Source organism: Myxococcus sp. MxC21-1, assembly GCF_032612255.1.
Lineage (GTDB): Bacteria > Myxococcota > Myxococcia > Myxococcales > Myxococcaceae > Myxococcus > Myxococcus virescens.
This window is the reverse complement of sequence record NZ_CP123278.1, coordinates 2,235,691-2,256,326: the sequence shown is the minus strand read 5'-3', so window position 1 is coordinate 2,256,326 and position 20,636 is coordinate 2,235,691. Positions and strand designations below refer to the sequence as shown.

Below are 20,636 nucleotides of genomic sequence, written 5' to 3'. Positions count from 1 at the left end.
CAGCCCCTGCCCCTTCCCCGCTAGAGGGCGCGCACGTAGAGGGCCTTCAGGTACTCCGTCTCCGGCAGCCCGGCCAGCACCGGGTGGTCCAGCCCCGCGCCCCGCCGTTCCAGAATCTGCACCGGCCGCTTCGCATCCGCGGCGGCCGCCAACACCATCTCCTCGAAGGCGGCGCGGTCCAGCTTGCCGGAGCAGGAGCAGGTGACGAGCAACCCGTCCGGCTTGAGGCAGCGGAAGGCGCGCAGGTTCAGCTCGTGGTAGGCGCGCAGCGCGGTGGCCGTGCCCTCGCGGCGCTTGGCCAGTCCGGGCGGGTCCAACACCACGGTGTCGAAGCGGCGCCCGCTGGTGTCGAAGCGGCGCAGCACGTCGAAGGCGTTGGCGTTCTCCACGGTGACGTTGGCGCGGCCGTTGGCCTCGGCGTTGGCCTTGGCGCGCGCGGCGGCCTTCTCGTCCTGCTCCACCGCCAGCACGGACGTGCAGGTGCGTGACAGCGAGAGCGCGAAGCCGCCGTGGTAGCTGAAGAGGTCCAGCGCGTCGCCGCGCGCCAGCTCCCCGGCCCGCAGGTGGTTGTCCACCTGGTCCAGGAAGGCGCCCGTCTTCATGTCGCCCTGGAGGTCGACCTCGAAGCGGTTCTCCCCCTCGTGGTAGGTGAAGCGCGCGGCGCCCTCACCGTGCAGCAGGCGCGCCTCGCGGGGCAGGCCCTCGAAGTCACGGCCGGAGGCGTCGTCCCGGCACATGACGTGGGTGGCGCCGGTGAGCTCCACCAGCATCTTCGCCAGCGTCTCCTTGCGCGCGTCCATGCCCTCGGAGAGCGTCTGGAGCGTGAGGCCGTTTCCGTAGCGGTCCACGAAGAGGCCCGGGAGCTGGTCCGCCTCGCCGTGCACCAGCCGCAGCCCGTCACGGCCGGACAGATACGCCCGGCGCGCCAGGGCGGCCTCCAGGCGGCGGCGGAAGAAGGCGTCGTCCACCGGCTCCTCGGCGGGCCCCTTGCGCGTCAGCAGGCGCAGCGCCAGGGGCGAGCGGCGAGCGTAGAGCGCCTGGCCAATGGGATTGCCCTGGGAGTCCACCACCAGCACCACGGCGCCGGCGCCCTTCACGTCGGGCGGGGCGGCGATTTCGGTGCGGTACACCCAGGGATTGAAGTGCCGCAGCGAGCGCGCCCCCTTGGGGGTGACGCGCGCGACGGGCAGGGCTGCATGGGGGGGCATCAGGCTCACTCCAGGCCGCGAGCGGCCAGTTCTTCGTCGTCCTCGCCGCGAAGGTGCCCGATTTCGTGCAGCAACGTCACGCGGATCTGCTCGCGAAGCTCCTCGGGCGTCCGGGCGGCGCGCGCCAGGTTGCGGCGGTAGAGCACCACGGAGCGGCACGGCACCTCGGAGCCGTCACAGTGCTCGGCCAGCGGCGGGCCCCGGAAGAGCCCCAGAATCGTGGGCGACAGCGGCGGCTGGTTGGCCAGCAGGTCCGCGTCCGCGGGCAGCTCCTCCGCCGTGACGGGCACGCCGTCCAAGTCCCCGCGCATGTCCTTGGGCAGCTCGGCGACGGCCCTCAGCACCTCGGCGCGGAAGTCCTCCTCCGCGGGCAGCGGCGGCTCGGGGAAGTCGTCCGGCGCCAGCGTGCGCGCCTTGTCGAAGTGGCTCTGCGCCTGCTTCCACTTGCCCTCGCGCTCCAACAGGAGCCCCAGGTGGTGATGGGCGTGCGCGGCCCGCTCCGGGTCGTCCACGAGGCTGGTGAAGGCGGTGCGGGCCTCGCGGAAGCGGCACAGCTCGAAGAGGGCCAGGGCGCGCTCGTAGAGGGCCTCGCGGCTGCCGGGGTTGCGCGCGAGGACGATGGCCGAGTGCGCCAGCGAGGACTCCGCCTGTCCCAAATCATTGAAGGCCATGGCGGCCACCAGCGCGAGGTGCGGAATCAGCTCCGGGGGCGTGTTGGGCTGGGACAGGCCGCGCTCGGCGTAGAGGGCGCCCAGTTCGTCCCGCTCCCGGGTGGAGGACAGCTGCACCGCGTACAGGTGCGCCGAGCCCAGAAGCGCGGACGGGTCCCCCGGGTCGATGGCGAGCGCCCGCGCATAGGCGAGCTGCGCCTCTGGCTCGCGGCCCAGGGCGGCCAGCGCCACGCCGCGTTCCGCGTGGGCGGCGGCCGGTCCGGCTCCAGCGCGGCGGCCTGGGCGGCGCAGGACAGTGCTTCCTCGAAGCGGCCTTCCTCGAAGTAGCGACGCGACGCATCCAACGGGGCCGCGCCGTCCGAGCGGCACACGGCCAGCGGCTGCATCCGGTGCGTGGCGTCCTCCGGGGGCGGTGCGGGACGCACGCTGGCGGTGGGCGCCCCGGCGCCAGGCGCGCTGAAGGCGGGCACGGCCGGACAGGACGCATCCGGCGCTTCAGAGGCCAGGGGGCCGCGCTTGCAGGCAGCGAAGAGGAGACAGAAGGCGAGCAGGCCGCGCCGCGACATGGGCCGCCAGGGTACGGCATCACCCCGTGGCCGGGAAGCCGAGACGTGCACGCTCGCTTGCTGATGCGACCGGACACCCACCCGCCCCGCCCTGCATTAGGTTGCCCGTCCCATGAGCGAATTGATTCTGGCCTCCACGTCGAGCGCCCGGCGGGCCCTGATGGACGGACTGAGGCTCCCCTACCGCGCCGAGGCCCCCGGCGTGGACGAGGTCGTCGCCCCACACCTGTCCGTGACGGAGGCCGTGCGGGAGCTCGCGTCACGCAAGGCCCGCGCGGTGCATCAGCGGCACCCGGAGGCCTGGGTGCTGGGCGCGGACCAGCTCGTCGAGGTGGCGGGCGAAGTCCTCTCCAAGCCCGTCGACCGGAACGCGGCGCGCGAGCAACTGCGCAAGCTGGTGGGCCACACCCACGCCATCCACACCGGGGTGTGCCTGGTGGGCCCCGGAGGCAAGGTGCTCGATGCAGTGGAGACGACCCGGCTGACCTTCTACCCGGTGAAGGAGGAGGAGCTGGAGCGCTACCTCGACCTGAACGAATGGGAGGGCTGCTGCGGCAGCTACCGCGTGGAGGACGCCGGACAGGCCCTGTTGGAGCGGCTCGACGGCGACCGCTCCAACGTTCAGGGCCTGCCCATGGTGACGGTGGTGCGACTGCTGCGGGAGGCGGGCTTCCGGTTCTTCTGAGCGCCGCTGACGCCCGCGCAGTCACGCGTCGGAGGACAGCTCCGCCAGAATCTCCGCGTAGGCGGCGCGCGCCTTGTCGGCCTGGTCCGCCTTGAAGCTCACCGCGGCCACCACCGGGTGCCCGCCGCCGCCGTAGCGCCCGGCGATGGCGGACAAATCATGCCGCCGCAGCTCCGGCTTCCACGGGTTGGAGCCGATGGACACCTTGGCCCGCGAGGCGCCCTTCCCCACCCACAGCGTGTAGCGCGCGTCCGGGTAGAGGGCATAGGCGATGAACTTGTTGAGGCTGTCCACGCCCTCGTCCACCAGGTCGAAGAAGACGACGCCGCGCTCGTAGCACGCCCGGGCACGCACCAGCTCGATGTTCGACTGGTGGCGCGCCAGCAGCGGCGCCAGGGGCGTGGCGATGAGCGGCGAGGCGGCGATGTCCGCCAGCGACTCGGACTGCATGCGGCGGATGACTTCCGGGATGAGGCTGGGGTCCTTGTTGGCCTCCAGCACCGTCATGATGCGCAGCGCGGGCTCCTCCAGCGCCACCGCCATCTGCGGCGAGGGGAACTGGGCCCCGTCGATGATTTCCGCCCAGTGGATGAGCTCCGCCATGGGCGACGCATCCCAGCCGAAGCGCTCCCGGGCCACGTCCGCCAGGTACTTCGTGCAACTCTTGCGGTGCGCGTCGTGGAATTTGCGCCCGCTGGTGTCCGCGCGGAAGTGCGCCTCGTCCCCCGGCTGCTGGAAGGCGGAGGCGTGGTGGTCGAACCACCAGGTCAGCCGCGCGTCCTGGCTGTAGCGGAAGTCGACGATGACATTCTCCTCGCCGGAGAACACGGCCGGGTCGATGCCCTCGGCGCCCGGCTTGTGGTTCAGACCGAGGTACCGGAAGGCCGCGTCCGGACGGATGCGCTCCCGGTAGAAACGGGAGAACACGGCCGCGCTCGCGGCGCCGTCGAAGCAGCTGTCGTGAAAGAGGACCTGAACGTTCATGGCGATGAGCCCCTTACTGCAACGCGAGTCCCGCGCCCACCGTCGTGAAGGCCACCTCGTCCGCGCCGCCACTCGCCTGGGCGGCCACCACCGCCAGCCCCACGAGCCGCCCGTCCGCCAGCACCCCGCACGCCAGCGTGCCTTCCGCGCCCCCGGCGTGCGCAGCGGATGCACGGTGGCCTTGCTCCCCAACGCCGGAGGCGCGGGAAGTGACAGCGCCTTCCCCAGCGCACCGCCCAGCGCCTGGAACAACCCCTTGCACCCCACGGCCGCCGCCTTGCCCGTGCCGCGCTCCACCCAGAGCAGGCCATAACGCCCCTGCGCCGTGTCGCCGAAGCCCACGCCGCCGCCCTGCAGGGTGGACGCGGGCAGCACCAGGTGCGGTGCGAGCTGCTCGCGCGTCAGTTGTCCCCACCCCGGGGGCAGCTCCAGCCGATACCCCAGCTCGCTGCCCACCAGGGACTGACGCACACCCGCGCCCGACGTCCCCGCGATGGGAAGCGCCAGCAACCCCGCCGAAGCGACCGCCGCGCCCAGGCCCAAACCCAGCCCCAGGTAGCGCCGCATGGGCCCCGGCTCGCCCACCACCATGACCAACGCGAGCACCCCGAGGATGAAGTAGGCCACGTGGACGGGGGCCAGCGGTGCCTCACGCGCCAGCCATCCCGTGGCCAGCAGTTGCACCACCACGCCCACCTGCGCCAGCCCCTTCGCGGGGCCGCGGTTGAGCACCAGCACCAGCGCGAGCACCGCGCCCAGACACACCAGGCCGTACGCCCACGTGGGGTCCTCCAGCGAGCCCAACAGGCCCGCAGCGCGGACGAACCAGGCCGCGGCGCTCGCCAGCAACACCCCCGCAGCAGGGCCCGGATGGGCGGACACCGCGCTGGTGACGAGGTCCCCGCCGAACACCGTGGCGTCGTCGTCCGCCTCCACCATGGGCCGGTCCAACCGCATCCGGCCGACCTTCTTGTGGGACTGGAGATGGTCGAACGGCTCCCCGCACGAGGGGCACGCACTGGCACCGCGCGGAATGGGGCTGTGGCCGCAGTTCGGACAGAGAGTCTGGGGCATGCCCCCGGCGTATACCGCACTGCCCGCGCCGCCCACGAGGCCGCGACATTTGCGTCAGGATGTTCTGGCTTTCCACCCGGAAAGGCGGACTTCTGCGGGAAGGCTTGACTCTGACATCGAGGTCAGATTGGACCTGGGTGCCAAGAATTGTAAGCCACGTGACGAAACGGAGCCGTTGAACGAAACGTCGAGATTGCGCTCGGAGTGAACGAAAACGCTCGATGAAACGATTCATACCCAGGCAGCACCGTGAACCCAGCAAGCCGACTGTCCGCTTAACCCCGCTTTCTGCCTGGGAAATGAGGGGCATTGTCCCACCGGACAGGTAGTCAGGCGGCTGGCACCTCAACTGCATGTGTCAGCCCCACGGTGTACTCACCCGCGTAGCACGGTGCGGTGGGAGGAACCCATGGGCAAGCGGACGACTCGTAGAAGTGGCGCGGTTCCCAGGCAGGGCCGGCGGGTGATGCCCGCGCTCCGGCGAACGGCCCAGCGGGCCCGGGCGGCCGCGGGCAAGGTCCACCTGACGGTGGGCGAGGTCATCGCGGCGGCCTTCGAGACCTCCGGCGGGGAGCTGGTGGATGTGCTGGCCCAGCTCACCTCGCCGCAGATGACCCGGGCGCTGGGGCGTCGCATCGTCGTGGAGGGCTGAGCCCTCCGCCCCTGTCCCGGCCGGCGTGGACGTCAGTCTCCCGCCATCAGGATGCCGGCGGTGTAGCGCTGCCGCGTGGGTTCTCCCGCGAGCAGCTTCTCGAAGTCCTCCGCGTTGTTCGGGTGCACCAGGAAGCTGCCGGAGCGTGTCTCCAGGCGCACAGGCGCGGCCAGCGACTGTGGCTCCTCGGCCACGGTGCCACCACTGCCCTCGTCCAGGCGGTGAGCCGGCGCGGTGGCGCAGGCGGTGAAGAGCAGGAAGCCAGGAACAAGAAAGCGCCTCATGCGGGTCCTCCGGTGGACGGACCCAGGGGTGGGCCCGCGCGCCCCTCCCTATGCCGCATCTCGCGCGGAGACAAGGCACCGCGCGCCATCCCGGAAACGACGAAGGCCCGCGTCCCCCATGGGGAGACGCGGGCCTGGGACTTCACGCCGTCAGCAGCCTGGGGCTACCGGGGCTGCCAGCGCGGGCGGTGGTCATCGCCGCGCGACGTCTGGAGGGTGTAGTCCCCCAGCGGGTGGACGATGGGGTCCCCCACCTTCGCGCCCGCCGCCGGATCAATCTGCTGGACGTAGAGCTGCCCCGCCTGGATGTAGGCCACGTAGTGGCCATCCGGAGAGAACGACGGGAGCGTGGCGCCCTCGGCGAAGCTGACCTCATCCCCCACCGGGGTGCCGTCCGCCGGGTTGATGCGGCGCAGGAAGATGATGTTGCCCGGGTCGCCGGCGCAGGGCGAGGTACCGGCGCCGCAGAGCACCGGCTCTCCCGTGGTGGGGTTGAAGAAGTAGGCGCGCACGTACGCCACCCAGCTGCCATCCGGCGCCCAGGTGGGGTTGGCGATGTAGGAATCCACCGAGCCACCCTCGACGGCCGCCGTGCTGAACTCGGCAATCGTCTGCACGGCGGCGCCGCCCACGGGGACGATGTAGAGCGCGGCGTTCAGCCCCACCGGCCGCGTGTCATCCGGACGGAGGAACAGGAGCTGGTTATTGACGCGGTTGTAGTGCGGCTGCTCCGCCGTGGAGCCCGCGATGGCCAGCGGCGTGGGCGCGCCGCCCACGGTGGCCGTGGAGATGCCGACGGTGGCGGTGCTGAACGCGAACGTGTTGCCGTTGCGCCAGGCCGGGGAGGAGCCCGTCGCGGTGGCCTGCTCCACCGTGCCGCCCTCGGCCGGAACGCGGGAGATGCCGGAGATGCTGTCGCCCGCGCGGCGCACGTACAGGAGAGAATCCCCCGGCTCCCACTCCAGGTAGAGGAAGCCCTCGGTGCTGCCCGTGGTGCCGTTGGCGAGCATCGTGGGCGCGCCCGCCACCATCGGCACGTCGCACGCCACCAGCTCACCGGCCAGGTTCCCCGTCGAGGTGCCCGTCTCGGTGGCGCCCTGGACGAAGGCAATCCGGTTGCCGGCCGGGTTCCAGCGCGGGTAGAGGCTGTTCACCGCGGCGTCCGACAGCCGCGTGGGCTCCGGCTCATCGAAGCGCGTCACCACCGCGGCCATTTCGTCGGTGTCGTCCATGGCCGTGAAGGCCACGTGCAGCGCCTGACACGTCATGGCCTCCGCCGTGCCCTCACAGCGCAGGCCCGCGGCGCAGTCGGCGGACGAGGTGCAAGCATCGCCCTTGGCCCCCGTGCCGATGACGACCACGCCACCGCCGTCGGCCGTGCCCGCGTCCGTGCCAGCATCCTCTTCAGTGCCCGCGTCCTGTTCGGTGCCCGCGTCTCCCTCGGTGCCGGCGTCATCTTCCGTCCCAGCGTCCTCCCCGGGCGGCTGCTGGACATCGCGCAGCTCACAGTTGCCCGAGCGGCACGTCCAATCCTTCCCCGCCGGAGGGGGCCCTTTGTCGCTGCGGCAGTCGAATACATCGACACATTCGTCACCGCACCCCGTCGACAGCACCAGCAGCACGCCACACAGCGCGCTGATAACGACACGCTTGGTCATGGAAACCCTCCGGAGAATAGAGGGCGCGTATACCGTCAGCCTTTCCGGGCGCGCTGACCCGGATGCGCGGGAGCACACAGCGTGTTCCTGAATGAACGGCCCAAGGGAGCTGCCTGCTCAATGATAGACACCCACTGCCACCTGGATGCCTCCCGCTTCGATGCCGACAGGACGGAAGTCCTCTCACGCGCCTGGGCCGCGGGCCTCCACGGCATCGTCATCCCTGGCGTGGGCCCGCATGACTGGGAGCCCCTGCTGGAGCTGTCCCGCCAGGATGCCCGCCTTCAGGTGGGCCTGGGCATCCACCCGCAGCTCCTCCCCGACATGCCCCCGGAAGAGGACGACGCCGTGCTCGAGCACCTGGACGCGTTGCTCGCGAAGGGCGGCGCGGCGGCCGTGGGTGAGTGCGGATTGGATGGCCCCAGCCTCCCGGGCGCGCCGCTGGAACGGCAGGTGATGGTGCTGAAGCGGCACCTCGCGCTGGCGCGCAAGCACGACCTGCCCGTGCTGATGCACTGTCACCGGCTGCACCCAGCCCTCATCGAGCTGCTGAAGGAGGAGCCCCTCCCCGAGGCCGGCCTGCTCATGCACAGCTACAGCGGCGGCGTGGAGCTGGCGCGCTTCTATCTCCAGAAGGGCTGCCACTTCTCCTTCGCGGGCCCCGTCACCTGGGCGGAGGCCCGCAAGCCCCTGGATGCGCTCCGGGCCATCCCCCTGGACCGGCTGATGGCGGAGACGGACGCCCCGGACCAGGCCCCCACGCCCCACCGGGGGACGCGCTCCGAGCCGGGCTACCTTCCCCACATCCTGGAGGGCATGGCCCGCGTCCGGGGGAGCCCGTCGAGGAGGTCGCCCGGCAGACGACCGAGAATGCCCGCCGCTTCTTCCGGGAAGCTTTCCCTGCACCTTCGCGGTAGGCGAGCGGTCGCGTTATAGAGGACCGCCATGAACCCGCAGCCGCTCCCCGCCCCTGCCCCTGAGACTCCGCCCACCGCCCCGGACTCGCTCGCCCGTCCCTTCAAGCTCTCCCGGCGCTTCGACCGGACCGGCCGCCTGCTGGGCGACTCCGCGATGGAGCGGCTGGCCAACGCGCGCGTGGTGGTGTTCGGCCTGGGCGGCGTGGGCAGCTTCGCGGCGGAGGGCCTGGTGCGCAGCGGCATTGGCCACCTGACGCTGGTGGACCATGACGACGTGTGCGTCACCAACACCAACCGCCAGCTCCACGCGACGGTGAAGGCCGTGGGCAAGCCCAAGGCGGAGCTGATGGCGCAGCGCTGCCAGGAAATCAATCCGGCGGCGAAGGTGGAGGCGGTGCGCGAGTTCTACCGCGCGGACGTGGCCGAGCAGATGCTCCAGCCGGGCCAGTACGACTTCGTCGTGGACGCCATCGACAACGTGAAGGCGAAGCTGCACCTGCTGCACCGCTGCGTGACGCTGGGCGTTCCGGTGGTCAGCTCCATGGGCGCCGCGGGCCGGTTGGACCCCACCGCCATCCGCGTGGAGGACCTGTCCGAGACGCACATGGACCCCTTCGCCAAGGACATCCGCAAGCTGCTCAAGCGCAAGTACGCGGTGGAGACGGACAAGCACACGGGCATCACGGCCGTGTACTCCATCGAAGCGCGGCGGCTGCCGGTGACGCTCCAGTACGACGACGCCACCGACGGCTTCCTGTGCGTGTGCCCGCAGGACAACGAGTTCCACACCTGCGACCACCGCACGCAGATTGACGGCAGCGTGGCCTTCGTCACGTCCTGCTTCGGGATGAACGCGGCGGGCGTGGTGGTGCGTCGGCTCGCGTCGGCGCGCTAGGCGCTCAGGCCACCTGCTGCGGCTGGGGCGCTTCGGGCGCGGCGCCCTCGCGTCCGCAGGGACGGCGGAAGACACACCGCGCACAGGACGTCAGCGACTCCGTGGGCGGAAACGCGGACGCGTCCAGCGGCGTGTTGGTGGCCGGGTCCTTCAGCAGCGAGCGCATCTTCGCCACGCTCTGCTCGAAGTGCCGGCGGAAGGAGGCCATGGCCTCCGGGTCCACCGCGACGTCCTGCTCCTTGCCCTCATTGAGGTACACGAGCGAGGCGCGCACCTTCTCCACCGGGAAGCCGTAGCGCTGGGCCACGTAGAGCGCGTAACCGAGCACCTGCTCGTCGTACCCGTCGCGCGACTTGCCCGTCTTCCAGTCCACCACCACCGGCGTGCCGTCCGCGTCCACGAAGGCGAAGTCGGGAATCGCGAAGACCTTGAGGCCGTCCAGCGTGAAGTGGGCGAAGTCGAAGCCCGCGTCCACCTCCAGCCACTGCTCGGGCTTGAGGCTGTGCGCCAGGTCCTTCCAGCGCGAGGAGAAGAACCACGACAGCGCGGAGCGCACCGTCTCCCAGTTCTGCTTCCACGCCTCGTCCGGCACCGCTTCGGCGTACTCGTGCTCCACCAGGCCGGTGAACTGCTTGCGGTACTTCTGCGACCAGTAGTTCTTCGAGCGCGAGTGCCGGAAGTCGTCCTGCATCAGCTTGCGCGTGCGCGCCTCCACCGCCGCCGGGTCCACCTCGCGGCCCGCGCGCCAGTCCAACAGCACGTCCTTGATGCTCTCGTGCACCACGCTGCCGGCCCACGTGTAGCGGTTGCCCAGCTTCTTCAGCACGTAGAGCTCGCGTACGTCCTTGGGCGCGCTCGCCTCCCAGCCGCCCCAGGAGCGGTAGTAGTAGAGGTAGTACGCGCGAAGGCACTCGGAGAACTTCTCGTGGCGGCTCTTGGACCAGGAGAAGTCGTTGCTGAGAGGGGGGCGCCGCATGAAGGCGCGCATCCTAGGCGTTCGCCCGCTCCGCCAGAAGGGGAACAGGCGAGGAAACAGGCCCCCGCTGGTCGCTGAAAGACAGTCCCCCCAGGCAACCGGGAAGGTATGGTGCGCGCTGGCATGAAGACCCAACCCTTCAAGGGCCGGGTGGTCCTCATCACGGGGGCTTCCGGAGGCATTGGCAGGGCGGCGGCGAGGGCCTACGCCGCCGCGGGCGCGGATGTCGTCCTGGCCGCGCGCCGGCTTCCCGAGCTCGAGGACGCGGCCCGTGAAGTGGCGTCACTGGGCGTGAGGGCACTGCCGGTGCGGTGCGACGTCACGGTGGGCGACGACGTGACGCGGCTGGTGCGCGAGACGGACGCCGCCTTCGGTGGGCTGGATGTGCTCGTCAACAACGCGGGCCAAGGTCTCTACGGACCGCTGGAGGGCGTTGGGGAGGAGCAACTCCGGCAGGTCTTCGAGCTGAACGTCTTCGGGCTGTGGCGGATGACACGCGAGGCCCTGCCGCTGTTGCGCAAGCGGCGTGGCGCCCAGGTGGTCAACGTCAGCTCTGTGCTGGGCCACCGGGGACTGCCGCTGCTGGGCGGTTACTGCGCGTCCAAGGCCGCGGTGAATGCGATGACGGAGTCGCTGCGCGCGGAGCTGGCCGCCGAGGGCATCCGGGTGCTGCTCGTGTCGCCCGGCTTCACCGAAAGCGACTTCCGGGAGAACCGCCTTCATGCGGAGGGCTGGCGACAGGACGCCATTCCACTGAAAGCCATGTCCGCGGAAGAAGTCGCCGACGCAATGGTTCGTGCGAGCCGGAGTGGGCGGCGCGACACCGTGCTCACGCTGCCCGGCCGGGTGATGGTGGTGGCCAACCGGTGGGTGCCTTCCCTGTTCGACCGTGTCGCCCGCCGCATGGCGGCTGCTTCGAAGAAGAAGGACGCATGACCTCCCGCAGTCCCCGTGTCCCCCGCGCGAAGCCCGCTCCAGAAGACGCACAGGTGCCGCGCGAAGGCATCGCCACGAAGACGCGAGCTGCCGCCACGGCCGCGGCATCGTCCAATGAAGCCCCTGCACGGAGGCCCCGCGCCGGGCGCCCCCTTCCGCGCCGCTCGCGGCCACTGTCACACCCGCGCGGGCGCACCGGCCAGCGTGCGTGGACCGCTGCTGGACTGGTATGACCGGAACAAGCGAGACCTGCCCTGGCGCCGCACCCGGGACCCGTATGCCATCTGGCTGAGCGAAGTCATGCTCCAGCAGACCCAGGTGACGACGGTGATTCCCTACTGGGAGCGGTTCCTCGCGCGATTCCCCACGGCGCGCGCGTTGGCCTCGGCGCCGCTGGATGACGTGCTCGCGGGCTGGAAGGGCCTGGGCTACTACAGCCGTGCCCGCAACCTGCACCGCGCCGCACAGGAAGTCGTCGCGCGCTTCGGCGGCTCCCTGCCGTCCACCGCCGCGGAGCTGCTCGAACTGCCCGGCTTCGGCCGCTACACCGCGGGCGCGGTCGCCTCCATCGCCTTTGGCGAAGAAGCGCCGCTGGTGGACGGCAACGTCGCGCGCGTCTTCTCTCGCATCTTCGAGGTCGAAGGCCTTCCAGGAGACCGCCAGCGAGAGGCCACGCTGTGGGCGCTCGCCACCGCGCTGGTGAAGGGCGAGCGGCCCGGTGACTTCAACCAGGCCCTCATGGAGCACGGCGCAACCACGTGCCGGCCAGAGAACCCGCTTTGCCTGCTGTGCCCCGTGCGAGGAGCCTGTGTCGCCTTCCGCAAGGGCCGCGTGGACGAGCTGCCCCCGCCAAGGTGCGCGCCACGCCCAAGAAGCTGACGCTGGCCGTCGCCGTGTGGCCCCATGCCGGCACCCTCCTCCTCGCCCGCCGCGCGGACGCCGGACTCTTCGGAGGCCTGTGGGAGCTGCCGGCCGCCGAAATCGCCGACGACGCGCCGGACAGCGAAGCCCGTGCCCGGCTCTCCGCCGCGCTGGGCGTCGACGTGATTCTGGAAGGCGCGCTGGGCACCGTGAAGCGGCAGCTCACCCACCGAGACCTCTCGCTTCGGCTGCTGCGCGTCTCCGGCCCTCGCCGGCCCGCGAGCACGCCCGCCTTCCGAGAGCTTCGATGGTGCGCCCCTGATGACGCGGGAAAGCTCGGCATGAGCACCGCGATGCAGCGAGCGCTCGACCTCGCGCTGGAAGCGGGCGTGCTGCCAGGCGGCTGAAAGCCCCCACGCCGGCCCCGCGTCCGCCGCCTGTCCGTCGCTCGACACAGAGGCAGTCCTCCTGTCGCACTGACAACCCCGGCCCCCCGCATGCCGGTTCCTTTCAGCATCGACGCGCCACAATCTCCGCGGACTCTTTCCACCGGAGGAATCCGAGCATGGCACGCCACACCGCCAACAAGCAGACGGGGCCGTCTTCCAGCAAGCCGCCTGCCCCCTCGGCCCAAACCAGGCCGCAGGCTCCGGAGTCGCGCCCTGGCCCCACCAACGAGCAGATTGCCCGCCGGGCCTACGAAGTCTTCCTGGCCCGGGGCGGTACGCACGGCAACTCCGAGCAGGACTGGTTCCAGGCCGAGCGCGAGCTTCGACTCGGCCGTCAGTGACAGTCCGCTGACACACGGGCGCGCCGTCGCTGAGCGCAGGCCGGGCACAGCGGAGGGCCGCCAGCCCCACTCACCTCGTCACGCGCCGCCGCTTGTGCACCGGGGGCGCGTCCGGGGCGTGCGCGGAGGCACGTGGGCCGTAGTAACGCCGCAGCCAGCGGCTGAGCCCGTCGAAGCCAGGAAAGAGCACGCGCTCGGTGATGTTGCTCTGGTCCAGCTTGTCGCGCACCTCCCACTTGAGCGCGGCGGGGATGATGAGCTTGCGCACGCCAGCCGCCTGGGCTTCGAGGAAGGTGTCCAGGCGAAGCTCGGGCCCGTTCATCACGGAGAAGAGCGCGAACTGATTCACGATGCGGGCGTCCAGCGACGGTGGCTCCAGGAAGAGCACGAACGGGTGCTTCGCGAGCTGGTCGAAGGTCGAAAGGTCCGACGCCGTCGTGGCCAGCATCTCCCCCGTGAAGACATCCGCGCCTTCTCGCTGGAGCAGCGTCTTCAACCGCCTGGGAAGGTGACGATTCGTCTGGCGGTAGTCCACACACCACACCACGCCGTCCTCTCCGTACCACTCCGGGTTCTCGGTGAGGAAGTGGAGCGCCACATAGGGGCTGAAGGTCCAGTCCAGCATCCGCGTGGGCAGCCCATGATGCTGGGCCAGGGCGAGCCAGTCCCAGACTGACTCCACGGGCTGCGGGCTGTAGCTCCGCGCGTACTTCCGGAAGGCCCTCAGCAGGTCCTTCTCCTTGCGCACGAACAGCCCCTTGCGATTGAGCGCCGTGGACAGGTCGTTGGTCACCTGAGGCATGCCACGGAAGACAAAGGTGGACCGGTGACGCCCCAACACCTCGCTCCACGACCCGGCGAAGAGCGCGTCCTGCAGCTCCAACCATGTCCCGATTCGCTGTTCCAACATGGCCCAGAACCCCCGCGACACAATAAGCATCGCGGCGGGACGGGCCCGCCCGGGACCGGAGCCGCTCAGTGGGGATTCACGGTGTCAACGGAGGGACGCTCGGCGGAGAGCGCGCTCCGGAGCCGCCGCTGCGCCACCTTGAGCTCCTCCAGGATGCGCTCCGCGTCGATGACCGAGCGCATCGCCAGCCCGCAGGCGGGCGTCAGCACCACCGTGGACACCACCTGCGCGAAGGTGAAGCCGGCGGGCAGCGCCGCCTTCAGCGTGGCCTCCACCGAGTCCACCAGCTCTCCCACCTCGTAGGTGGACGCCAGGTCCGTGGGGATGATGCCCAGGCTCAGCGTCGCGCCCGCGGCGAGGAAACGCTCCAGCGCGGCCCCCGCCTCCACCATCGCGTCCAGCGACAGCCGCACGTCCAGGGAGAGCAGGTCCGGCTGGACATCCAGCAGCGCGGCCCAGTCCGTGTTGCCGCAGCAGTGCAGCCCCACCAGCGCGCCTTCGCGCTGCAAGGCCACCACCAGCAGCTTCAGCTCCTGCATGGCAATCAGGTGCCGGGGATTCGTGCGCTGGAGCGCATAGAGCCCAGGCTCATCCAGATAGAACAGCGGCGTGGTGCCCGCGCGGCGCAGCGCCTTCACCATGGCCAGTGAGCGCGCCAGGGACAGCCGATACATCGCTTCATCCAGGCCCGGCACATCCAACGCGGGCTGTCCGTCGGTGGTGCGCGCCACCGAGCGCACCGTGAAGGGCCCCGCGAGCTGCGCCTTCGCGAAGGCCAGCTTTCGCGCCTCCACTTCCCACAGGAAGGGCCGCCACGCCCGGCACGCCTCGGGTGAGGGCTCGAAGGCCTCGAACTGGCCGGACTGGAACGCCGCCTCCAGCCGCGCCTCGAAGGCAGCGCGCCCCGCGTGCCAGGCCGCGAGGTCCACCGTACACAGGCCTTCCTCATCGAAGGCCAGACCCGGCAGCCCCTCCAGGGCCGCGGGAATCATCAACTCCGAGGGCTTGCCCACTGGCAACTGCGGCAGGAACGGAATGTCCAGGGCCAGCGCGGCCTGGAGCCCCAGCTCCACTTGCGTGTGCGGCAAGCTCCCGATTCCGGTGGTGGCGCAGGCTGGCAGCAACTGGACGGCTCGGCGGATGTTCGGCGCGCTCATGGCGCGGACTCTATCCCCTCCCCGGCCTTCCGGTGTGGCTGCCCATCCCCGATGCGCCGGGTTCCCGACCTTCCCGTCCGGCAACAACGTTCCACCCAAGAACCGGGAAGCACCCCGGCGGACAAGGGAGGGGGCATTCATGAACAGGCGCTGTGGATGGGGGACGGGCACCCTGGCGGCGGCATTGCTCGCCAGTCCCGCCGTCGCGGAGACGCCCCGCGCCGTCAAGGCGCAGCCCGCCCCGGGCTTCGGGGCCTCCGGCCTGACGGTGCGCAGCGGCGTGACGACCTGGTCGGGCAACGTGGGCAGGGAGACAGGCGTGGGCGCGTTCCTGGCCCTGCTGGGGAAGTCCCCATTGTCTCCGGCGTGGGCCTGGAGCTGGGCTACGAGGGCTCCGCCAACGGCTACGCGGAGCCCCGGCGCGGCACGCTGTGGCGGCACAACGGCGGCCTGCTGGCCAAGGTGGGCCCCACGCTCTTCTCGCAGTGGAAGCCCTTCATCGGCGCGGGCGCGGGCGTCAGCTACTTCCACCCCACGCCCATGGACGTGGGCACCGCCTTCGAGAAGGGCTGGGGCGCGGAGGTGCCACTCGCCGCCGGGCTCGAGTACCGGTACAGCGGCGTCACCGCCGGCCTGCGCGCCACCTACCGCGTGCTCGTGGCGCGGGACTTCGCCCCCAGCAGCGCGGACGTCGGAAACCTCTTCAGCGCCGACCTCAGCCTGGGCGCGCGCTTCTGAGCCGCCCCTCACCGGTTTCTGACACGACTCGCGGCCGGAAGAAGGCGGAGGGCCTCAGGGGCCGGTATTGGCGGACACCGCCTTGAGGAAACCCAGGGCCGCCTGCCGGATACTGGCGTTGGAGTCGTTCTGACTGGCCCAGGCCAGCAGCGGGCGTACTTCGAGCGTGGTGGTGACCCGGGAGCCCAGGAACTGGACGAGCTCCGCCCGCAGCCCGTCCGATGGGTCCCCCCGCAGCGCCTGCTCGAGCGCAGGCAAGAGAGCGCCCAGCGGACGGAAGCTGGCGGCGAAGACGACGGCCTTCCGGACCTCCGGCGAAGGGTCCCCGAGCAGCCGCTGCGCGAGGAGCGGGTCCACCGCCGGGTCGACCAGCAACCGGAGCGCCTCCACCGCGGCCTGCCGCACCTGGGGGCTGCTTCGCGCAACCCCTCTTCGATGTAGCCGAGCGCACGGGCGTCCCGTGTGTTCCCCAGCGCCCGCATCAACAGGGCCTTCTCCTCCACCGAGCTCGACGAACGAAAACGCGCGCCCAGCTCCTGGACGAGCGTCTCCGAGCCCCGTGCGTCCTGGGCCCCCATCCGCATGGCCGCGTTGCCCAGCGCCAGGGTCGCGGTGTCCCTCAGCTCCGCCTGCGTGTCACGGGCGCGCGCCCGGAGCGCCTCCACCCCTCCGGAGTGGGCGCCTCCGCCATGCCCAGGGCCGCGACCGCGTCCGTTCGGACCGGTACGGACACGTCGCCATCCTCGAGGATGCGGGAGAGGGCCTGAATCGACTCCGTCGTGCTGGCCGCTGACAGCGCGCCCAACATCGGGCTGGCGGCGAGCGGCTCCAACCCCTCGTGCAGCACCCCTGGCACCTTCAGGGCCTCCGCGGGCTCCAGCACGAACAGCGCGCGCAGGCGCTCCATCGCCAGGGTCCTCGCGTCGTCCCGCGCCTGCTCGTCCTTGGGCAGCGCGCGCAGGTCCTCGAGCATGTCCTCGAAGCGGCGCCCGCCCAGAATCTGCCGGTGGTGAGCCTGCGGGTCCTGTGCCTGGCCCTGGATGCTGGCCAATGGGACGGTGGTCAGCCGGTCTCGCAGCGCGGTCAGCGCACCTGGCAACGAGGTGTCCCGGCTCCGCCCCAGCAGCCGCAAGCGCAGCCGCAGCTCGTGACTCGCCCGGGGCATGCCATCTCCCGCGTCCACCTCCAACTGCTCGCTGGCCACCAGCGCCTCCGTCCACAGGTCCGCGCCCAGTTGGAATTGGGAATCGGTGCGCACCTCGATGCGAAGCTTGTCCTTCGCGAGCGGTTGCAGGCCCTGCGCCGTCGCCACATGGGTATAGGCCAGCTTCGACTTGGAGAAATGCAGCGGCGCCTCGGCGCGCCGATACGCGGCGTTGTACTGGCCCGTGGCGTCGTGCTCCTCGCTCTGCCAGCCCGCTCCGGGCGCGCCCTGCACCACGAACTGCGTCGCCGCCACCACCGAGCGGAGCAGGCCCTGGGCCAGCACGTCCGTGCCGGTCTCCATGTGGACGAGCCGCGCGGCCCCCGTGCGCTCCAGCGTCACGAAAAAGGGAAGGGAGAGGCTCCCCATCAGCAACTGCCGCTGGTCCGGCGACAGCGCGTCATGCCCCTCCACGTCGACGGAGACATTCTCTGGCAGCAGGCTCACCCGTGCATCGACGCGCGTATCGTTCGCGCTGACGATGCCCACTCGCCACTCACCCTTGAGGTGAAAGCGCATGGACGGCGGCGCGTCGCCTTGCGGCTGTGTCTGTTTGAACGCCACCTGCTGCGTCACATCCAGCGAATACCGGTACTCCGAGCCCGGCACCCAGGCCCGCTTTCCATCCACGCTGGCGCGCGCGGACTCAGGCTCGGTCTGAGACAGGGGCGACTGAAGCGTCGCAGTCGCGCGCGAGGGTTCAGAAGCCGGATTGGGGATGGCCGCCTCCGTCCGGCTCCACCACCATGCAGCGGAAAGTCCCAAGACAAGAAGGGCTGCCAGCGACAAGGCTTGATGACGCTTCGGTACGGGGCGCATGGCGCCAATCGCTAGCATGCATCAGGGGGGTTCGCCTAGGGGCTGGCCGCAGCAAGGCATACAACAGTCATACCCCCAGCGCTCCGCGACCGTCCAAAAACTATCCTCTACGAGTATGACACGATTGACACTCATAGTGACGTGCCTGTACTGAGCCTCCTTGACTTCGGGCTCTGTTTGACTGCCCATGAAAGGACACCGCACATGCAAAAGCCGAAAGCGACTTTGGGTTTCGCAGCGCTGTTGTTCGCAGTGGTGGCTTCGCAGGCCGCACAGGCACAGGTGCCTGCGTATGTCGATCCGGTCATCTACACGGTCAACCCGACGAGTTTTCCCGCCACGACCTACCCACCGGGCTATCAGCTCAACAACAACTATCCCTGGGAGTCGACGTACCCGTTCTCACCTTCGTATTCGGCGACCGAGCAGCAAATCATCATCAATGACGAGCTCGCGCGGACGGGCGGCGAACTGGGGACGGACCCGGTCGACGGCAGCCCGAACATCACCATCGACCAGGGCATCATTCCCGAGGCCCACATCGAGAATGTGCAGCCCGCGGTCGTGGTGGCGACGGAAGTCACGCCTCCATCCAACGGCACCACCCCCTTCAGCCGCAGCTACTACCGGAAGAATGACTTCGGCAACAGCCTCTTCGGTGCGGGCTACATCATCGATGCGGCGATGACGGCGTCTCCGTCGACGGGCGTCGCGGAGAAGAAGGTCGAGGCCTATGCCGACGGCAAGGTCTTCGCCGTGGCGTTTGGCGCGGAGCGGGAGATTGTCCGGGGCCGCGCGGAGCTCACTGGCCAGCAGGGCGGAAACAACAGCGGCACCGCCCGGCTCTACGCCATGGGCCAGCAAATCTGGTCCGGCAACCTGTACACCAGCTTTGAAATCACGCCCATCAACTGGAGCCGCACGTTCTTCTCCGTCTCCAAGCGGTTCATGGTGGGACCGGTTCCAGTCTCCGTGGCGGCGTCCGTGGGTGGCGGCGTGAAGCTGACCGTCTCCGGGCAGGTTGGCCCGACCATCGCCAGGCTGACCACCGCCGCGGGAGGCTGGGCCAACGCCACCGCGTCCGCGGGGGTCGATATCATCGTCGCGGGGGTTGGCGTCGAGGGCAACCTGGTCCTCGTCAATGTCAGCCTGCCAGCCTTCGCCGAGCTGTTCTGGCCGTTCTACTCGCTCGACTACACGCTCCGGTCCAACCTGAACCTGACCGCGCTCTCCGGCAACATCAAGCTCTGGGTCCGGGTCGGCTTCTGGTTCCTCAAGAAGACGTGGCGCGTGACGATTGCCAGCTGGTCCGGCACCACCCAGAACTGGCCCCTCTTCACCCAGAATGGCTCTCTCATCCTGGGCATGGAGCCCATGGGCATGTGAGGCGTCGTTGACGAGCCGGGCCCGGAGCCGCCTGCGAGGTGCTCCGGGCCCGGCATGGCATCCGCCGCTATTCGCCCGCGGGGACGAGGACTTCCGGCACGTTGCCGCGCAGAATCATCCGGTTCATCTCGGCGACGTACTCGCTCTGGAAGCGCTGCGAGCCATTGAGGTAGCCCTGGGCGATGATGATGTTGGACGTGAAGTCCGTCGTCGCCGGCCGCACGTTGTAGGCGCGGGTGTACTCCCACTTCGTGTCCAGGGAGACGATTTCGTCCGCCTGGCCATGGCGGTCCACGAGGCTGTCACCCACCCCGAGTTCGCGGGCCCGCTTGAGCGTGCCGTCCGGCGTGACGAGCGGGTGCTCGGTGGTGACACGCAGCTCTCCGCCGGAGCGGGTACGGAAGGTGAGGATTTCCTGCTCCGTGGCGTCACGGTCCAGCGTGTAGTGCTCGACCCGGTTCTTCATGAAGGAGAGCGCGCCAAACGAGGCCCCAGGCGAGAGCGTCACCAGGTCCGCCCGCCCGGACTCCAGGGCCTCGCGGATGCCCATGGCACCGTCGGACAGGAGGATTTTCTGGTCCGGCATGTAGCAGCCGGGCTCGCATAGGCCATCCATCTGGATGTGCGCGGGCTTGAAGGTATAGGGGACGTTGTTCTGGATTTGCGCGCCCGTGTACGACGCCGTCGGCGTCCCAGACGCACCCGGACCCTTCCAAGGCGAGTACATGTTGTTGGGGTCCACGTAGACGGGGTACAGCCAGTAACCCGCCGCCGCCGCGTTGAACGCCTCCATGGAGTAGGAAGAATTCCAGAAGCGCATGTCCAGCCCGCCCCATGCCGTGGCGCCATAGGGGTTTTGTTGCTGATAGCGCTTCGCCCACTTCTGGCGCCCCTCCGCCTGGTCCGCGTTGACCAGGTCATTCGAGCACCGGTAGTTCACGGGGAACCAGCCACCACCGCCGCCACCACCACCACCACCACCGCCGTCATCGGGGAACTCCTCGACCATGACGAGTTCCTCCTCCCTCCCCTCAGGCCCGCCGGCTGGGGCCGCGCTCGCGGCTCCAAGCGAGCCGCAGAAGGCGGTGAGGACGGCCAGTCCCATGGTGCATCTGTCTTTCATCAATGATGACATTGTCATGATTTGACCTCGGTGAAATCCTGCTGTGGACACGACAAAATCCGGTGCCCGCCAGAAGCAGGCGGGACCGGATGGCTGGGGACAGGGTTTGTGAACAGAGGGCTACCGGAGCGATAGGACAAGC

Annotated in this window: 19 protein-coding genes and 2 pseudogenes; 10 read left to right on the top strand and 11 right to left on the bottom strand. The window is 70.0% G+C overall.

Annotated features, from left to right (window positions below; translation table 11 throughout):
• Positions 1-20 precede the first annotated feature (20 nt).
• Together QEG98_RS10510 and QEG98_RS10505 are read right to left on the bottom strand one after the other, a co-directional pair.
• A complete protein-coding gene (locus tag QEG98_RS10510) occupies positions 21-1,208 on the bottom strand; it encodes a class I SAM-dependent rRNA methyltransferase (protein WP_316566629.1) in 1,188 nt (395 codons plus the stop codon).
• Positions 1,209-1,213: 5 nt separating this feature from the next.
• A pseudogene (locus tag QEG98_RS10505) lies at positions 1,214-2,526 on the bottom strand (metallopeptidase family protein).
• Between the two features lie 31 nt (positions 2,527-2,557).
• On the opposite strand from QEG98_RS10505, the gene QEG98_RS10500 reads away from it, so the two are divergent.
• Entirely contained in the window at positions 2,558-3,130 is a 573-nt protein-coding gene (locus QEG98_RS10500) for a Maf family protein (RefSeq protein WP_090491956.1), read from the top strand.
• 21 nt (positions 3,131-3,151) lie between these two features.
• On the opposite strand, the gene QEG98_RS10495 is transcribed toward QEG98_RS10500, so the two are convergent.
• Entirely contained in the window at positions 3,152-4,114 is a 963-nt protein-coding gene (locus tag QEG98_RS10495) for a hypothetical protein (protein WP_316567863.1), read from the bottom strand.
• 1,483 nt (positions 4,115-5,597) lie between these two features.
• Here QEG98_RS10495 and QEG98_RS10490 point away from each other — a divergent pair.
• Positions 5,598-5,840 carry a hypothetical protein gene (locus QEG98_RS10490; RefSeq protein WP_043612925.1) on the top strand — a complete coding sequence of 81 codons (243 nt, stop codon included), beginning with the start codon at positions 5,598-5,600 and terminating at the stop codon, positions 5,838-5,840.
• Positions 5,841-5,872: 32 nt separating this feature from the next.
• Here QEG98_RS10490 and QEG98_RS10485 read toward each other — a convergent pair whose 3' ends face one another.
• Together QEG98_RS10485 and QEG98_RS10480 are read right to left on the bottom strand one after the other, a co-directional pair.
• Positions 5,873-6,124: a hypothetical protein gene (locus tag QEG98_RS10485; protein ID WP_316566628.1), complete on the bottom strand. Its 252-nt coding sequence runs from the start codon at positions 6,122-6,124 to the stop codon at positions 5,873-5,875.
• Positions 6,125-6,288: 164 nt separating this feature from the next.
• Positions 6,289-7,782: a hypothetical protein gene (locus QEG98_RS10480; protein ID WP_316566627.1), complete on the bottom strand. Its 1,494-nt coding sequence runs from the start codon at positions 7,780-7,782 to the stop codon at positions 6,289-6,291.
• A gap of 120 nt (positions 7,783-7,902) precedes the next feature.
• On the opposite strand from QEG98_RS10480, the pseudogene QEG98_RS10475 reads away from it, so the two are divergent.
• Together QEG98_RS10475 and QEG98_RS10470 are read left to right on the top strand one after the other, a co-directional pair.
• Positions 7,903-8,699 (top strand): annotated as a pseudogene (locus QEG98_RS10475) (TatD family hydrolase).
• A gap of 28 nt (positions 8,700-8,727) precedes the next feature.
• Complete coding sequence (locus QEG98_RS10470) at positions 8,728-9,594, top strand: ThiF family adenylyltransferase (protein WP_011552069.1); 867 nt, start codon at positions 8,728-8,730, stop codon at positions 9,592-9,594.
• Positions 9,595-9,598: 4 nt separating this feature from the next.
• Here QEG98_RS10470 and QEG98_RS10465 read toward each other — a convergent pair whose 3' ends face one another.
• A complete protein-coding gene (locus tag QEG98_RS10465) occupies positions 9,599-10,582 on the bottom strand; it encodes a RecB family exonuclease (protein ID WP_141593344.1) in 984 nt (327 codons plus the stop codon).
• A gap of 96 nt (positions 10,583-10,678) precedes the next feature.
• On the opposite strand from QEG98_RS10465, the gene QEG98_RS10460 reads away from it, so the two are divergent.
• The 4 genes from QEG98_RS10460 to QEG98_RS10445 all read left to right on the top strand — a co-directional run bounded on the left by QEG98_RS10460 (position 10,679) and on the right by QEG98_RS10445 (position 13,157).
• A complete protein-coding gene (locus tag QEG98_RS10460) occupies positions 10,679-11,506 on the top strand; it encodes an SDR family oxidoreductase (protein WP_090491949.1) in 828 nt (275 codons plus the stop codon).
• 204 nt (positions 11,507-11,710) lie between these two features.
• Entirely contained in the window at positions 11,711-12,385 is a 675-nt protein-coding gene (gene mutY, locus QEG98_RS10455) for an A/G-specific adenine glycosylase (RefSeq protein ID WP_316566626.1), read from the top strand.
• Positions 12,361-12,774 (top strand): NUDIX domain-containing protein, encoded by a 414-nt coding sequence (locus QEG98_RS10450; RefSeq protein WP_316566625.1) that lies wholly within the window; start codon positions 12,361-12,363, stop codon positions 12,772-12,774. Before mutY ends, QEG98_RS10450 begins: the two co-directional genes overlap by 25 nt.
• A 158-nt stretch (positions 12,775-12,932) precedes the next feature.
• Positions 12,933-13,157, top strand: a complete 225-nt coding sequence (locus QEG98_RS10445; RefSeq protein WP_141593346.1) for a DUF2934 domain-containing protein — start codon at positions 12,933-12,935, stop codon at positions 13,155-13,157.
• Between the two features lie 70 nt (positions 13,158-13,227).
• Here QEG98_RS10445 and QEG98_RS10440 read toward each other — a convergent pair whose 3' ends face one another.
• Both QEG98_RS10440 and QEG98_RS10435 read right to left on the bottom strand, forming a co-directional pair.
• Positions 13,228-14,067 (bottom strand): FRG domain-containing protein, encoded by an 840-nt coding sequence (locus QEG98_RS10440; RefSeq protein ID WP_316566624.1) that lies wholly within the window; start codon positions 14,065-14,067, stop codon positions 13,228-13,230.
• A gap of 65 nt (positions 14,068-14,132) precedes the next feature.
• Entirely contained in the window at positions 14,133-15,224 is a 1,092-nt protein-coding gene (locus QEG98_RS10435; RefSeq protein WP_316566623.1) for a hypothetical protein, read from the bottom strand.
• Positions 15,225-15,590: 366 nt separating this feature from the next.
• Between QEG98_RS10435 and QEG98_RS10430 the strand changes: the two genes are divergently transcribed.
• The gene (locus QEG98_RS10430) at positions 15,591-15,962 is read left to right on the top strand and encodes a hypothetical protein (RefSeq protein WP_316566622.1); all 372 of its coding nucleotides are present in this window, start codon (positions 15,591-15,593) and stop codon (positions 15,960-15,962) included.
• Between the two features lie 54 nt (positions 15,963-16,016).
• Here the strand turns inward: QEG98_RS10430 and QEG98_RS10425 are convergent, their stop codons facing one another.
• Positions 16,017-16,367 (bottom strand): HEAT repeat domain-containing protein, encoded by a 351-nt coding sequence (locus QEG98_RS10425; RefSeq protein ID WP_316566621.1) that lies wholly within the window; start codon positions 16,365-16,367, stop codon positions 16,017-16,019.
• Positions 16,368-16,581: 214 nt separating this feature from the next.
• A complete protein-coding gene (locus QEG98_RS10420; protein ID WP_316566620.1) occupies positions 16,582-17,931 on the bottom strand; it encodes a hypothetical protein in 1,350 nt (449 codons plus the stop codon).
• Positions 17,932-18,189: 258 nt separating this feature from the next.
• On the opposite strand from QEG98_RS10420, the gene QEG98_RS10415 reads away from it, so the two are divergent.
• Positions 18,190-19,371: a hypothetical protein gene (locus QEG98_RS10415; protein ID WP_090491943.1), complete on the top strand. Its 1,182-nt coding sequence runs from the start codon at positions 18,190-18,192 to the stop codon at positions 19,369-19,371.
• A gap of 67 nt (positions 19,372-19,438) precedes the next feature.
• Here QEG98_RS10415 and QEG98_RS10410 read toward each other — a convergent pair whose 3' ends face one another.
• Entirely contained in the window at positions 19,439-20,380 is a 942-nt protein-coding gene (locus tag QEG98_RS10410; protein ID WP_316566619.1) for a Hint domain-containing protein, read from the bottom strand.
• Between the last annotated feature and the right edge of the window lie 256 nt (positions 20,381-20,636).